We start from the raw sequence: 14897 nt of genomic DNA, 5'->3' as shown, positions 1-14897 counted from the left end.
TAATGAAGAAATGAAAGGGGGATAGGGATGCAACCTTTACCCGATCACTTACAAAAGAATCTTGATATTGTGTTTATCGGATTCAACCCTAGTCTTAAATCCGGGGAAGTGGGCCATAACTACGCTAATCGCAGCAACCGATTCTGGAAAATCCTCCATCTTTCAGGACTGACACCAAGACATTACGCACCAGAGGAAGATTCATCTTTACTGGAGTTAGGCTATGGACTAACGAATATTGTGGAACGCCCCACGAAAGAGGCTGCAGATATAACGAAAGAGGAGTACAGCGAGGGAAGAGTCATCCTCAAGAAAAAACTGCAAGCCTATGCACCCAAGATTGCCTGCTATGTAGGCAAAGGGGTGTATCAACAATTTACACAAAAACGGAAGATTGAATGGGGAGTACAGGAGAACTCTGTCGTTGAAGGAGTAGTAGATTTTGTTGCACCTTCATCTAGCGGTCTCGTAAGGATGAAATTGGATGAAATCATCTCCGTCTACAAAGAACTGACCCTGCTCAAAGAACAAGAAACGTAACCGAAGAGAAACAACGCTTCGGTTACGCTTTTTTTAAGAGAAATCTCTATCATCTGGATAAATGTCTGGTTTTGGGGTTTTTTGGTACAACCAACCATCATTTCCACTTGATTCTGCTGGTTTTTATTAAAAATAATTATATTGAATCCAAGCTCTTCCTTGAGAACAGGGAGCACTCAGGTCTGCTGTCGTAAAAAGATATTTTGCTTTCCAAGGCTATTAATTTCAGCGTATAGTAGAAACAGGAAAACATGTCCAGATAAAGGGCGTGAGGCAGGCTTTTGCCAAGCAGGGGATACTCTTATAGAATTTCAAAAATTGTTGTTTGGATAACGAAACAGGAGTCAATTACCCTGACATTTTTAAAGAGGCAGGAGGAGTATTATCATTAACAGCGAAATTGTTCAATACTACGTTGTAAATAAAGAGTTGGATATGTCAGCGGGAAAAATAGCTGCACAAACTGCTCATGCTGCAACAATCAGTACGATCGACATGCTTTCGGATTCGTCAAAGTTTCCGGAATTTAGAGATGTCTTCATTCAATGGTATCAAACCGGAATGACAAAAATTGTTCTAAGAGGGAGACAGAAAGATTTAGAAAGGTTGGCAGAGAAAGGCTTTTACACCGTACATGACAGCGGCAGAACTGAAATTGCTTCTGGTTCCCTAACAGTCATTGCGATGCCGCCCATGCCTAAGTCAGAAGCCAAGGCAATAGTAGGAAATTTGTCTTTGTTTAAATAACTTTCTTGCTTGCAGCAGTCAAAATATTATGGAAATACAACGAGTTCCTTATACATCTTAACGCGGTTTAATGGCTATAAAAGAAGGAAATACACGTTATTGAAGAAACGAAAGGGGATATAAGAATGTTTTCGAGAATAGACACTGTTCTAGTGAATGTAATAGATTTAGAAGATGCCAGGCATTGGTATCAGGAAACACTGGAACTTGAAGAAATTTTCGATGGCGGGAACCATGTTGTTTTTAAAGTCGGGCAGGGAGAAACACCTATTACTTTAATGGAAGGTGAAACTGGATCAACCACTGTAAAAGCAATTCTTTTTTCCGATGCCATTGAAGAGACTCAGTTAAAATTAAAAGGCCTTGGGGTCGAGGTCGGGTCACTCGAACAAGATGGAACTGTCACTTTTTTACTTTTAAAGATCCATACGGCAATCCTTTTGAAGTTTGCCATTTTTAATCAGGATCTTAAATTACTGCTCTTCAATCCAAAACACGCATATTAAAAGGCTGATCGTCGATTTATAAAACAGAAGCTAGAGCTTGGCAACGCAATCATTAAAAGGGCTTCAACTTGTAATCGAAAGAAAAAGCAGAGCATAAATTGCTCTGCTTTCCATCACCAAAAGAATCTTCTAGGAAAACCTGGGTTCATCCCGAAAGAGCCAGGCATCCCTTGAGACGGACCGCCACCCATAAACGGCTGGCCGGGAACTCCTTGAGAGGGTCCAGTTTGGTACGATCCATAAGGACTGCCGGGACCATAGCCAGTATTTCCGGTTTCCTGCATGAATTGGGGAATGAAGCCGCCGCCGTTTTGCTGGCCATAGGCTTGAAAGGGACTATCTCCTCCCATTCCTCCTTGAAACTGTCCAGTACTGTTGCCCATTGTACTGCCATTCATAGGGTAGGGGTTCATAGTCATAGGTGACTGTTGAGATGAATTCATTCCTTGCTGCGTTCCGTACATATCAGCTGGGTTCATTCCTTGCTGCGTTCCGTACATATCAGCTGGGTTCATTCCTTGCTGCATTCCGTACATATCAGCTGGGTTCATTCCTTGCTGCGTCCCGTACATATCAGCTGGGTTCATTCCTTGCTGCATTCCGTACATATCAACTGGATTCATTCCTTCCATCATTCCGTACATATCAGATTGGTTCATTCCTTGCTGCGTTCCAAAGTAGTCCGAAGGGTCAATAGGTGTTAAAGAGTCTTCATCCATACCCGACATTTGCAAAGGATTTATTCTGTAAGCATCTATGCCGGTATAGTTGCCGGTTCCATATGAATAGGCATCTGTCATAAAATAGGGATTGCCGTTTATATTTCCATGGGTTGATGGTATAGAATCTGTGCTCATTCCTGACACTATATATGGGTATATATTTTTCACGAAGTAATACCTTCCTTTCAGCGTCATCATTTTCAAACTTCCTTTACATCCTATTTAGCAAGACTGAACCTGTGCCTTTCCAACCCGATATTCTATACTCTGAATGAAAGGAGCTCCCAGCTCTTGAAGCCAATAACTATAGCGAGATCTATTTCAATGTTGTTATTATTATTAATTTCACTGTCTGCCTTACCTACATACACTGGATACCCAAATGCTGCAGCTGCAGGCTTTCAAATCAGCCAAACTGTTACCTTGACTTCCGCAGATATAAATAACAGCCGTAGTACAGAGGAGGAGGAGAGGCCTTTGTTTGAAAGTATCCTTCTTTACTTGATCATTTTCATCCCTGTTATTGTCGTTACTCTGTTAGCGTGGATTTTCTCAAGGATAATAAAATTAACAAAAGAAAAGAATGAAGCATGATTTAACGGCTTCATTCTTTTTTAGTTTATGGGTTTTATGAGGGCTGCTTTATCCCGGAAATACTACTGCTCTCTCTGTTCAAGAAGCAAAGCCCCTTGTAATCCTTTAGAAAATTTTCAACAATAGGCTGAATACTATTTTTCTAGAAAGCTGCGCCCACAATAATCAACAGAATGAACAATACTACAATCAGCGCAAATCCTCCGCCATAACCTCTTCCGAATCCGCTCATTTATTTCACCTCCAGCATTCAAAAAATGCGATGATTCTTTGAAAAATATTTTGAAAGAATTCTTTCTTTCTTTATTACTATATTCGCTGCTTATCTTACTGAAACGGACAAGCACCATGGTGTAATAGTTGATTTTCTTTACCAGCTAGCCAGGGTTAAATAACTATTATTATCTTTTTCTATCAATCGTCCATTCACTCTAAATGAACAGGACATACTATAAGAGGAAGGGAGTGATAGGTGTGAATTTTAGAGAAGAGCCTATATCTGAACAAACATTGTTGAGTATGCGGAAAACATTGAAAGATCATGAGGCGATGATCTTTTCATTGCAGACGATTGTTGAAAAACAGCAAGAAATGATAGAGAGGCTGGCGGGAAGGGATTCCCGGATTAAAAAACCGTCTTTCCTGGAAACCTTAGATATGGAAAAACTAATTAAGATTGCCATTTTTACTGCGACTCTTTATAACAACGATGAGTCTGGGAATCAATCCTTATAGAGTGATAAAAAAACAGCAGCTTTTGCTATTCTATGTATTCACTTATTAAATACCTATCTAATCAATAAGGGTATAATGCAAAGTTTGCTCTCCAAAGGAACAAGCATAGTTCCTTTTGTGCATTAGTGCTTTAACCAACTAAAAGGGACAGTCCCTTTTAGTGCGGGAATGCGTTAATAGAAAAAAGAGGCTGGGACAAAAGTAGAAAACTAATTGATGCAAGTAGAAATCATCGAAAATAAAACCGCATGAGATCAAGGTTATATACTTGATCTCATGCGGTTCATTTTTGTTATTAGGCTCTTACCTTAAAGATGTTATTTTTTAGATTAGGTTATCCGCCAGTTCCTGATAGTAGGCGGATTGGAACGGAAGGTGTGCGACCTCCTGCGGGACTAGCGGTCGTCTAGTTCCAGCGCCTAGCCCCTCGGGGTCAAACAACCCTCAGAGAATAAAAGGAAAGACCGCCTTTTTTTCTCTGAGGAACATTTGCCTGTCGGGGCTGACCAAGGCGCTTCCACTATGACAGGTGAGACCAAGGTTACGTACCCACTGGAACGTAACCCCGCAGGCAAATCTAGCTCCAGCGGCCAGCACCTAGCGGATTTCGGTCTCCTTCCTTGCGATAAGTCATCATCGAATCGCTTTCGCTCTTCGTGATTCCTTTATCTCATGCAGGAGCCCTACAATCCGTACGGTGCTGAACGGCCGCTTCCGCTTTTTATGAAGCCGAGGAGGCTCAGCGCCCGCCCCGCGGAGTCGTGCACCTGGAGCGGAAATCCTTTCTTTATACTCAGACACATTCTTTTGAAAAGAGCTTTTTATAAGGTTTTGTCCCAGCCTCTTTTTGGCTTGGCCAACTTATGCGGGTAACCTTTCTATTTCTTATTTTCAGGTATTTCTGTTTCACCAAATTCTCTTGCAAGACGTTCCAGGTTAGTGGTGAGCTCATCATCTGCAAGGGGCAGCCCATGGCCAACAATTGCAACAGAAGGCTTCAAATCCGAAAGAATTTTGACCGAATTCCATGATGCCTGCCAATCCATTGTGAAATATTGAGGAGGTCCGTGGATTTCCTGCTTCTGCGTCAGTACATCATAAAGCTTTTCTTGCTCAACATTAATAAATGCGTCACCTGCAATTAAAGCCTGGTCTCTGTCCCTGAACAGTGAAATGTGTCCTGGTGTATGACCCGGCGTTTGGATATATCTCCAATCCGGAAGGACAGGAATCGTCCCATCTTCAGGGAGGATGTTCAAGTTGGAGGAAATATCAATACTATGACGCGGGAATGTCGTGGACATCTTTGCCACCAGTCCTGACTCCTCAGTATTAGGAGGCGGATAGTCGCTTTCCCCAGAGAGGTAAGGCTTTTCCATCGAATGGGCATAAACAGGGACATCCCATTTTTTCAGCAGCCCTTCAAGAGCCCCCACATGGTCAAAGTGTCCATGCGTAAGGATAATCGCATTACATACACAGTCATCTCCAAAGCGTTCCTGTGCTGCTTTGATAATCATTTCATGTGAATCCGGCATTCCGGCATCGATTAATATAAATTCATTGCTCACCCTCGGATTTCCAACAAAAGCAATATTGACGATTTGCACAGTAAAATTGTAGAGATCAGGAAGCACTTCAATCCCAATCCCGCTTGCTACAGAAGTCATTGGCATTTTTTTCATAGTCATCCTCCTAGCTTTTCTGCGGTAGTATCTGTCTAATTCAAAGTGAATATGTGGTGTTTCCGGTAATTATATACCCTGTTTTTTTAAAAAAATGGAGAGCATTCGAAAAAAAATGTTTCTATTCCCGAAATATTGATTTATTATGTAAAAGGATTCGAAAGAATAGGGGCGGGGACATCAGAATGAAATCATATTTCCTTGAATGTATGACCAACTATAGAAGTTACAATTTTAACGTCAAGATGGCAATAGCCGCTAACTTGTTAACCCAGATCGGCCTGGGGATCTTTATGACCCTTTATAATTTGTATCTCAGAGATCTTGGATACAGCGAGCTCACCAATGGAAACGTAATTGCCATGACCGCACTCGCACAAGCGATTTTCCTGGTGCCTGCCGGTTTCTTAAGTGACAAATGGGGAAGAAAAAAATGATGGTTTTAGGAGCAGCACTTGCATCTGCCACACTCCTTGGACGATCCTTCTTTGAAGGTGAAACGACTCTGGTCATATTGGCATTTGGAAGCGGGGCGTTTATGGCCTTCATTCAAGTGTCCATGATACCATGGCTTGCTGAAAACTCAACGGAAAAAGAAAGAGTGCACTTATTCAGCATGCATTTTGCTATCATGATGGCAGCAAATGTCGTCGGGAATCTTTCAGGCGGGGTATTATCCGACTCCCTGGCAGTAATCGGCTTAAACTCCCTTAACAGTCTGCGCCTTACTTTAATTTTGGGAAGTTTATTATATATGGCGGGAATCCTGCCAATTCTTAAAATGAAGGAATCGGTCCGTATTCAGCCGAAGAAGATAGCAGATAAGAGACATTGGAGAGGGGAAGGAAGTCAGTGGAAACTGGTGTTTCTATTTGTTGGTGCACAACTCATAATCGGTATAGGTTCGGGTCTGGTTGTGCCTTATCTCAATCTTTATTTTGCCGATCGATTCCAAACCTCACACTCCGCAATTGGCTTCATCCTTTCATTAGGTCAGGGAGCAACGGCCATAGCCATGATTATCGGGCCCGCTGTAGTAAACAAGATTGGTGAAGTAAAAGCTGTGGTGCTGCTGCAATTATTATCACTTCCATTCCTGATCTTAACAGGTATAACGACAAACTTGTATCTCGCGGTATTTGGGTTCTTATTCAGGCAGGCACTAATGAATGCCGGCAATCCCATCCAGATGGCTCTCATGATGCGGAAAGTCCCGGATGATAAAAAAGGCATCGCCAATTCTCTCAGCCAGATGGCCTTCTCCATGGGGTGGGCAACGATGGGACCTGTGTCAACCTACATAGTTGCAGCCTACGGATCTTATTGGGGATATTCCATTGTCTTTGCCATTACAGGCTGTATCTACTTCATTGGTGCGATATATTTTTTATTAGTATTTAAAGAAAAATCTCACTCGATCAATAAACAACCAGCAGCTGCTTCCTAAATTAATTCCATTTTTTCCTGAAAAATCCTGCGTAAAATGGTAAAATAGCGTTAACACTATATACAACTATTTTATCAGGAGGAATTACTCATGGATAACAAGCCCCTGCATTATGACGGGACAATAAGAAGTGAAGACGAGGCAGTAAATACTGCTCAAAGCGAACAGCCATTCATCTTAACTCCTGAAGCACGTAAAAATCTTGGCGGAAATCCTTATGAGGTAAATGGACAAGAATAATATCCATCTTCAAAAGCTGATTAATTCAGCTTTTTTTCATGCTTATAATTCTGCTGCTGAAAAACGAAAAGGTGCGGCTTTAACCGAGGTAAGGGAAGGGGACTGTGAACCTTCAGCAGCGAGCTTTCAGTGAAAAAACTTAGTTGTATACACTTAATATGAATCAGCGTAAAACCCTATCCTCGATCCCTTATTTAGATAGCTTCTGACTCTCAATTATTCATCAAGGCCCAGGTTATCTCCAATGATATTAGATTACCAAATTGAATTAGCATGATTACCTGCGGTCATATTGGGTAAATACTATTTGTTCATTCAATGACTTATGATTATTGAATAAACGAATACATAAAAAGTAAAACTAAAGCATCAAGTTACTTAGAAGGGAAGATCAGTATGGCAAAGTTATTATTCGTAACAGCACACCCGCATGATGACACGCAGTCTTTCAGCATGGCTGCAGGTAAGGCATTCCTGGAATCATATAAAGAATCCAACCCATCCGATGAGGTCATTCATTTAGATTTGTATACGGAGAACATCCCGCAAATTGATGTAGATGTCTTTGCTGGCTGGGGAAAACTTCAAAAAGGATCAGGTTTTGAGGAACTTTCTCAGGAAGAAAAAGCAAAAGTAGGGAGGCTCTCTGAATTAAGTGAACAATTCGTTTCAGCCGATAAATATGTTTTTGTTACTCCTCTCTGGAACTTTTCATTCCCACCTGTCATGAAAGCTTATATAGATTCAGTTGCAGTTGCAGGTAAGGCATTTAAATATACAGCCGAAGGTCCGATTGGATTGCTCACTGACAAAAAAGCATTGCATATTCAGGCACGCGGCGGCATCTATTCTGAAGGCCCCGCAGCTCAAATGGAAATGGGCCATCGATACCTGGACATCATCATGCAATTCTTTGGCGTACCTTCCTTTGAAGGGTTGTTCATCGAAGGCCACAATGCAATGCCTGATAAAGCGGAGGCAATCAAGGAAGATGGAATTGCACGCGCGAAGGATAAAGGAAAGACATTTTAATTGTTAAGGCCAGCAGACGCGAACTGCTGGCTTTTTTAGATAAGAGACTCAAATACTTTTAATATTGTAAGGTGATGGCCTCATGGTTACTTTGGAGACCTTTACTTTACAAAATATGCGCTTTAGAGGTTTCTAGGACGCTTCTAGAGACCCGAAAATTTCCAAATTGCACGGGATGGGTCTCTAGGGCGTTTCTTGAGACCCGAAAATTTCCAAAACTGCACGGGATGGGTCTCTAGGGCGTTTCTTGAGAACCGTAAAATTCTAAAACTGAACGGGATGGGTCTCTAGGGCGTTTCTTGAGACCCGTAAAATTCTAAAACTGAACGGGATGGGTCTCTAGAAGGCTTTTAAAGACCCGTAAAATTCTAAAACTACACGGGAGAGGTCTCTAGAAGGCTTTTAAAGACCCATAAAATTCTAAAACTACACGGGAGAGGTCTCTAGAAGGCTTTTAAAGACCCATAAAATTCTAAAACTGCTGGGGAGACGTCTCTAGAAGGCTTTTAAAGACCCATAAAATTCTAAAACTGCTGGGGAGAGGTCTCTAGGACGCTTCTTGAGACCCGTAAGAGTCAAAAACTCCAGGGAAGAGGTCTCTAGGACGTTTCTTGAGACCCGTAAAATCCTAAAACTACACGGGAGAGGTCTCTAGGATGCTTCAACGGAACTTCCAGGAACAAAAATACTCCATCAAATAAAAAACCGGCGAATCTTTACTCCGCCGGTCATATTACAATTTATAATTGTAGAAATTCAGGATCTTTATACGGATGGGCCACCCAGCCTTCTGACTCAATAAAGAGACGGACCGCCACTACTTGTTTATCTTCCATAAGCGTAAAGAAGTGTGGATTGCCCTCAGGTACAGAGATGACATCACCAGGTTCCAATTCAACATCAAAGTAACCCGTTTCGCCGCTTCCTTTTATAATGAAAATTCCGTGGCCTGCTGTGATGGCCCGGACTTCATCCTCGGTATGGGTATGTACCTGTTCGAATTTTTTCAGAAGATCTTCAATGCCGGGTGTTGCTTCCGATAAGGCCACCACATCCCAGCTTCCGTACCCCCGGCGTTCTGCCAAAGATTTTATTTCACTTTCATAGGTATCAAGGATCCTTTGTTTTTCATCGTCTGATATTAGGCAGCGGTCCCGCAATTCGGCTGGAAGCTTGGAAATATCCCAGTGTTCATACAACACTTCTTCTTTCGCCAAAAATTCACGGACGTTTTCTTCACCTGAAATTGTTTCATTTGTGTTTCTTACTTTAATAACAGCCATATTCTGAATCCTCCTATTAGTTAAGCGCAGCTTGGCGCAAAGTCAGTAGTTTTACATGATAATTAAATAGAAACTCGTATGCTTCTAAATGTTTTTTTGCTTCAAAGGCATTTCTTCCCCATACCGTTATACCGTGATTACGGATCAAAACGGCCCCGCTGTCTCCATGTATGTGAGGGGTTAACTCTTGAGCTAAAAGGGGGATATCTGCGTGATTTGGAATTATGGGCAGATGTAGTTCCGCATCTTCCTTCCACAACCCGAATGCTTTGATGATTTCCTTCCCTTTAAAAGTCACTTCCCCCGCATCTCCATAGAGTTCGGAAATAACATTGTTATCGACCGTATGAATGTGGAGGGAGCAGCCTGCATTTGTCCTTCCATAGATTTCCGCATGAAGCAGGGTCTCCGCTGAAGGCTTTAAAGAAGTTTGTTCTGCAGGGCAGCCATCCCGGTCCACCAATAGAAAATCTTCATCAGTTGTCTTGCGCTTATCTTTGCCGCTGGCTGTCACTAAAAAAGTGAGCGGGGAGGAGTCCACCTTGATGGAAAGGTTACCGCTTGTTCCATAGAACCAATCCCGCTCGGCCAATTCCGATTTTACATCACTTAATTCATTCCACTTTGCAAGGTAGTTCCCCATCAGCTTCAGCCTCTCTATTATTCTCGTTTACTATTGAAATCACTTCGTTGAATGTATTAAAAAACCGATAATTTAATCCTAATTCACCGCATTTGTCTGCCAGGAAGTCATCACAAGCAAGAACCAGGTCTGCAAGTTTCGCTCCTTCCAGGTCAGTGATTGAGTCACCAATCACTATTATATAATCACCTTTTTCAGAGTCGGTTCGAATGATGCTTGTTTTACAGCAGCCGCATTCATTGCTGCAATGCACGTCACAAGAATAAGGCCAAGTGATCCTGATCTTATCTCCTGAAAAATCAGAGCTATTGCAATAGATTTTTTCAAATGGAACGATTTCCTTCAAAATTGGTTCTACAAAGAAATCTATCCCGCCGCTGACAATCTTTAAATCTATATTTTTTTGATTGCTCCATTCTATGAATTCCAGGAAACCCAGCCTGAGCTGATAGGTGTCCAAAAGATAGTCTATCAGTTCTGTCCTGGAAGAAGAGGGGAGGAGAAGGAACATCTCGCCAACACCCTGTTTGATAGATTTTTTTTGTGCCAGGATATCATCCTTTATAGATGTCCATTCGGGAGGTGCAAACTTTTTCATTAAGGAAATAATATTATCCGTTGTCGTGATGGTTCCATCGAAATCGCAGTAGATCTTCAACTTTTTCATACCGTTGTCTCGCTCACTCCCCAAAGCTCGATTGCCTGTCTCAACTCAAGGTGATCAGTTGCAGCAAGTTCAAGAGGAATGTCACTGACCACTGCACGAATCGCTTGATTGAATGCTTTTCCTCCGCCTCGTGCACCAAGTGGGTGACCATGGATCCCGCCGCCTGCATTGATGACAGAGTCCATACCAAAATCTCTGTATAGAAGCGGTGTCAAACCTGGATGGATGCCGGCAGAAGGAACTGGCAGCGCCTTCTTAATACGGCTATCTTCAGACGTCAATTCTCTCGCTATTCCTAAAGCTGATTCCTTTGCGAGCGCCACACTTCCGTAAGGTGATGGGAAAAGAGATAAATCAGCCCCTGCATACCGAAGGAGCTTCCCTAATAGCAGCCCGTGGGAAAAACCATAGTAAGGGGAAGATGTTAACGCGCCGCTGACTGCAGGATGCGCCATGATCGGCAGTCCAATTTCATTGTCTTCCCGAATCGCCTGAAGCACATCCAGCCCATAGGCAAAAACATTAAAGAGGAGGAGATCAGCTCCCGATTCTTTTGCCCGCTTTGCCTTATCTTTTAAATCAAAGGTCTTTCCGGATAGGTTGACGGCATAGATGGTCCTCTTGCCGGTTTCCTGATAGACAGTGTCCAATACACCCTTTGCCTTTACTATTCTTTTAGTAAAGGGGGTAAGGGGATTATCAAACAGGATTTCATCATCTTTAACAATATCGATACCTCCGAGTGCCTGGTCTCTCAACTGAGAGGAAAAGTAATCAAGTTCTTTTCCAATGACACTTTTGAAGATGCTCATTAAAAGAGGGGTGTCGTACTTATTCAATATTCTCCTGATTCCCTCTATACCGAAAGCAGGACCTGGAAAAGCAGACTTTAACTCTTCGGAGAAGTGAAGGTCGGCTAATTTGATTTTCCCATCAAGAGACAGCTTCCCGAACACCGTAGTAAGGATGGCAGGGAGGTCAGTGCTGAAATTGGCTGCCGGATAATAAATTTTGATAAGCCCTTTTTTTCCTCGAGAGCCTCTACTGAAACGACCCTGCCTTTGTGGCGCTGAAGCTGCTTCTGCTCGAGGCGGGGAAGATCTGTCCATGATCCGACCGTGAGCCCGAGAGCAATGCCTTCAGCTTTCTTTTCCAAATTGTCAGTCGAACCATGGACAATATAAGATGCTGTTACACTTGTCATAAATGACGCTCCTTTCAAAACTTATGCAGAAACAAATAAAAAACCTCTTCCCGCTGAGGAAGAGGTTTTATTTTTTACAGTAAAAAATAAACTCTTATCTCTCAGCAATTATGCTGCAAGAATTAGCACCGTGCTCTAAAGTCGGTTGCCGGGCATCATCGGGCCAGTCCCTCCGCCTGCTCTTGATAAGAATAGGAATAGTATAAATTTTGTTTTAATTCAAAATGGATTATGACACGTGTTTGAATTGTTGTCAAACATTTTTTTGAGTTTTTCGTCAACTCAGAACCAGTAATGTGCTGGATAGATAGGTAACTGAATTGAAAGATAGTGAGCCTACTGTTTAAAAAGCCCCAGCTCATCGATCCGCCTTACAGCCTCCGCAAGAACTTCTTCATCCTGAAGGAGGCCGACCCTGACATACCCTTCGCCAAACTCACCGAATCCGGTACCGGGTGCAACCGCCACATGCGCTTCTTCCAGCAATTTTTTGAAGAAAGATTCTGAAGTGTACCCCTCAGGGACAGGGAGCCATGCAAAGAATGACCCTTTTGGGGCTTGGGCTTTCCATCCTATTTCTTGCAGTCGCTCCATCAAGAAATTACGTCTATTTTCATACAATGAGACCAGTTCTTCCACACATTCCTGCGAAGACGTCAGCGCGGTGGCAGCAGCTTCTTGAATACCTCCGAAAAGACTGCAGTGAAGGTGATCCTGCAGAAGGTTCAAGGCCGCTATAACACTCGGATTGCCAACAGCAAATCCGACTCTCCATCCTGCCATATTATAGGTCTTCGACAGAGTATAAATCTCGATGCCTATATCTTTCGCACCTTTAGACTGAAGAAAGCTCAATGGCTTCTTCCCGTCAAACCCGATTGCGCCATAAGCCAGGTCATGGACGACACAGAAATCATTTTCTTTTGCCAGTTCAACTGTTTCTGCAAAAAAGTCAGCCGTGGCAATGGCTCCGGTTGGATTGTTGGGATAGTTCAAGAACATCAGTTTAGCTTTCCTAAGTACTGCTTCATCCAGCAAGGAGTAATCAGGAAGGAATTCATTTTTTTCATGCAAAGGCATAGGGACCATTTCCGCTTTTGCCAGTGATACACCAGACCAATAATCAGGATACCCTGGGTCCGGCACAAGTGAGATGTCTCCTTCATCCAGCAGGCACTGGCTGACTTCGATCAATCCGGCTTTCCCTCCGAACAGTACTGCTACTTCTGTCTCAGGGTCAATATCTACGTTGTACTCGCGTTTATAAAACTCGGAAGCTGCTTCTTTGAAAAAAGTATAGCCTCGAAAAGGAGAATATTTATGAAACAGGGGGTTCCCGACAGCTTCCTCCGCAGATTGAACAATATGTCCGGGGGTAGGCTGATCAGGGTTTCCCTGTGCTAAATTGATTACACTATGACCCTCTGACGTCACTTTATTAACGTCTTTAACGAGTTTCGCGAAAAACTGCTGAGGAAGATTTTCCAACGTTTTAGACTGTTTAAAAGATTTCATAAGACGCTCCTTTTGAAAGATTCTTGAAATTCTAGTAGCTTATGTTATATGGTTAATGAAAAAATGTCCAGCCAATTTTTTGAATATTTCGAGGAGGGGTATTATGGGTTTAAGGATAGCATGCTTACAGATTGATATACAGTATGGAAGTCCGGAAGAGAACAGAAAAAATGTTTCCAAAGAGTTTCAAAGACTGTTTGAGAAAGAGGAAAATCTTGATGTTGTTGTCCTCCCTGAACTATGGACAACTGGGTATGATCTGACCAGGCTCGAGGAAATAGCGGATGAAGAAGGGAAACAATCCATTGAATTCCTTTCCGGTCTGGCCAAAAAATACAACACAAATATCGTCGGTGGTTCTGTCGCTAAAAAAAGCGGTGAAAATGTGACCAATACACTCTACTCGTTTGATAGAGCCGGCAATCTTCTTGGCGAATACAGCAAGGTCCATCTGTTCAAACTGATGGATGAACATCATTACCTCTCGGCGGGTAACACCAGCGGGGCGGTCACCATCGAAGGAGTTCCTTCTGCCGCATTCATTTGCTACGATATCCGTTTCCCTGAGTGGATGAGAACTCATACAGCGGGCGGAGCCGAGGTTCTGTATGTGGTAGCCGAATGGCCGTTGCCGCGCGTTAGCCACTGGCGGACACTTCTGCTTGCAAGAGCTATAGAAAATCAATGCTATGTTGTTGCCTGCAACCGGAGCGGAAGTGACCCCAATAATGAATTCGGCGGACATTCAATGATCATCGATCCGTGGGGGGAAGTGTTGGCAGAGGCTGGGAAGGATATTGAAGTCATTACTGCAGACTTGGATTTAAAGAAGGTCGAACAAGTGAGAAAACAAATCCCGATTTTCCAGGATAGAAGGCCGGAACTATATTGATGAATGGAGAAGGGGATCAACGATACTTCTCCTTAAAAAAGCCGATATAGTGTATTTTAAGCGGTTTCTAAAAGATACTTCACTTTAAAAATGGCGCTCAAGTGTCTCTTAGGGTCTTTCTATAAGACACTTCACTGGAAAATAAGAGTCCAAGTGTCTCTTTGGAGCTTTCTATAAGACACTTCGGCTGAAAAATAACGCTCTAGTGTTTCTTTGGAGCGGTCTATAAGACACTTCACCGGTAAAATGACGTCCAAGTGTCTCTTAGAAGCTTTCTATAAGACACTTCGGCTATAATAAACCACCCAAGTGACTCTTAGGAGCAGTCTATAAGACACTTCACCGGTAAATAAACCACCCAAGTGTCTCTTTAGAGCAGTCTATAAGACATTTCGGCTAAAATAAACCACCCAAGTGTCTCTTAGGAGCAGTCTATAAGACACTT

16 protein-coding genes, 2 pseudogenes and 1 riboswitch are annotated in these 14897 nt (G+C 42.7%); of the genes and pseudogenes, 10 read left to right on the top strand and 8 right to left on the bottom strand.

Going from position 1 to position 14897, the window contains the following annotated elements:
- The first annotated feature begins 27 nt into the window (after positions 1-27).
- From B9Z54_RS07520 to B9Z54_RS07510, 3 genes are all read left to right on the top strand, one after another.
- A complete protein-coding gene (locus B9Z54_RS07520; RefSeq protein ID WP_113927809.1) occupies positions 28-540 on the top strand; it encodes a mismatch-specific DNA-glycosylase in 513 nt (170 codons plus the stop codon).
- A 435-nt stretch (positions 541-975) separates the two neighbouring features.
- Positions 976-1287 carry an aminoacyl-tRNA hydrolase gene (locus B9Z54_RS07515; RefSeq protein ID WP_240189837.1) on the top strand — a complete coding sequence of 104 codons (312 nt, stop codon included), beginning with the start codon at positions 976-978 and terminating at the stop codon, positions 1285-1287.
- Between the two features lie 125 nt (positions 1288-1412).
- Positions 1413-1793 carry a VOC family protein gene (locus tag B9Z54_RS07510; protein WP_113927807.1) on the top strand — a complete coding sequence of 127 codons (381 nt, stop codon included), beginning with the start codon at positions 1413-1415 and terminating at the stop codon, positions 1791-1793.
- Positions 1794-1906: 113 nt separating this feature from the next.
- Here the strand turns inward: B9Z54_RS07510 and B9Z54_RS07505 are convergent, their stop codons facing one another.
- Positions 1907-2713, bottom strand: a complete 807-nt coding sequence (locus B9Z54_RS07505) for a hypothetical protein (RefSeq protein WP_113927806.1) — start codon at positions 2711-2713, stop codon at positions 1907-1909.
- Positions 2714-2806: 93 nt separating this feature from the next.
- On the opposite strand from B9Z54_RS07505, the gene B9Z54_RS24740 reads away from it, so the two are divergent.
- Positions 2807-3109, top strand: a complete 303-nt coding sequence (locus tag B9Z54_RS24740; RefSeq protein WP_162785129.1) for a hypothetical protein — start codon at positions 2807-2809, stop codon at positions 3107-3109.
- Positions 3110-3251: 142 nt separating this feature from the next.
- Here the strand turns inward: B9Z54_RS24740 and B9Z54_RS07500 are convergent, their stop codons facing one another.
- Complete coding sequence (locus B9Z54_RS07500; protein WP_113927805.1) at positions 3252-3341, bottom strand: YjcZ family sporulation protein; 90 nt, start codon at positions 3339-3341, stop codon at positions 3252-3254.
- Between the two features lie 287 nt (positions 3342-3628).
- On the opposite strand from B9Z54_RS07500, the gene B9Z54_RS07495 reads away from it, so the two are divergent.
- A complete protein-coding gene (locus B9Z54_RS07495) occupies positions 3629-3844 on the top strand; it encodes a hypothetical protein (RefSeq protein WP_162785128.1) in 216 nt (71 codons plus the stop codon).
- Positions 3845-4722: 878 nt separating this feature from the next.
- Here the strand turns inward: B9Z54_RS07495 and B9Z54_RS07485 are convergent.
- Positions 4723-5529, bottom strand: coding sequence for an MBL fold metallo-hydrolase (locus tag B9Z54_RS07485; protein ID WP_113927803.1), 807 nt, complete (start codon positions 5527-5529; stop codon positions 4723-4725).
- Positions 5530-5714: 185 nt separating this feature from the next.
- On the opposite strand from B9Z54_RS07485, the pseudogene B9Z54_RS26650 reads away from it, so the two are divergent.
- The 4 genes and pseudogenes from B9Z54_RS26650 to B9Z54_RS07475 form a co-directional block, all read left to right on the top strand.
- Positions 5715-6292, top strand: a pseudogene (locus tag B9Z54_RS26650) (MFS transporter); the annotation flags it as partial.
- Positions 6284-6976, top strand: coding sequence for an MFS transporter (locus B9Z54_RS07480; RefSeq protein WP_481747786.1), 693 nt, complete (start codon positions 6284-6286; stop codon positions 6974-6976). The pseudogene B9Z54_RS26650 and the gene B9Z54_RS07480, both read left to right, overlap by 9 nt.
- A 90-nt stretch (positions 6977-7066) precedes the next feature.
- Positions 7067-7216 (top strand): hypothetical protein, encoded by a 150-nt coding sequence (locus B9Z54_RS25230; protein WP_205207688.1) that lies wholly within the window; start codon positions 7067-7069, stop codon positions 7214-7216.
- A 396-nt stretch (positions 7217-7612) separates the two neighbouring features.
- Positions 7613-8248, top strand: a complete 636-nt coding sequence (locus tag B9Z54_RS07475; RefSeq protein ID WP_113927802.1) for an FMN-dependent NADH-azoreductase — start codon at positions 7613-7615, stop codon at positions 8246-8248.
- A gap of 740 nt (positions 8249-8988) precedes the next feature.
- Here the strand turns inward: B9Z54_RS07475 and B9Z54_RS07470 are convergent.
- The 5 genes and pseudogenes from B9Z54_RS07470 to B9Z54_RS07450 all read right to left on the bottom strand — a co-directional run bounded on the left by B9Z54_RS07470 (position 8989) and on the right by B9Z54_RS07450 (position 13560).
- Positions 8989-9531: a 1,2-dihydroxy-3-keto-5-methylthiopentene dioxygenase gene (locus B9Z54_RS07470; RefSeq protein ID WP_113927801.1), complete on the bottom strand. Its 543-nt coding sequence runs from the start codon at positions 9529-9531 to the stop codon at positions 8989-8991.
- A 16-nt stretch (positions 9532-9547) separates the two neighbouring features.
- Positions 9548-10174, bottom strand: a complete 627-nt coding sequence (locus B9Z54_RS07465; protein WP_113927800.1) for a methylthioribulose 1-phosphate dehydratase — start codon at positions 10172-10174, stop codon at positions 9548-9550.
- Positions 10146-10841: a 2-hydroxy-3-keto-5-methylthiopentenyl-1-phosphate phosphatase gene (locus B9Z54_RS07460; RefSeq protein ID WP_113927799.1), complete on the bottom strand. Its 696-nt coding sequence runs from the start codon at positions 10839-10841 to the stop codon at positions 10146-10148. The genes B9Z54_RS07465 and B9Z54_RS07460 overlap by 29 nt, the downstream gene beginning before the upstream one ends.
- Positions 10838-12045 (bottom strand): annotated as a pseudogene (locus tag B9Z54_RS07455) (2,3-diketo-5-methylthiopentyl-1-phosphate enolase). Before B9Z54_RS07455 ends, B9Z54_RS07460 begins: the two are co-directional and overlap by 4 nt.
- Positions 12046-12136: 91 nt before the next feature.
- Positions 12137-12237: riboswitch (SAM riboswitch) on the bottom strand.
- Positions 12238-12381: 144 nt separating this feature from the next.
- The gene (locus B9Z54_RS07450) at positions 12382-13560 is read right to left on the bottom strand and encodes a pyridoxal phosphate-dependent aminotransferase (protein WP_113927798.1); all 1179 of its coding nucleotides are present in this window, start codon (positions 13558-13560) and stop codon (positions 12382-12384) included.
- A gap of 103 nt (positions 13561-13663) precedes the next feature.
- On the opposite strand from B9Z54_RS07450, the gene B9Z54_RS07445 reads away from it, so the two are divergent.
- Positions 13664-14452, top strand: coding sequence for a carbon-nitrogen family hydrolase (locus B9Z54_RS07445; protein WP_113927797.1), 789 nt, complete (start codon positions 13664-13666; stop codon positions 14450-14452).
- Positions 14453-14897: the final 445 nt, after the last annotated feature.

The organism is Bacillus sp. P14.5 (genome assembly GCF_003316765.1).
Lineage (GTDB): Bacteria > Bacillota > Bacilli > Bacillales > Bacillaceae_B > Rossellomorea.
The sequence above is the reverse complement of the archived record's forward strand: the minus strand, read 5'-3'. Positions and strand labels throughout refer to the sequence as shown.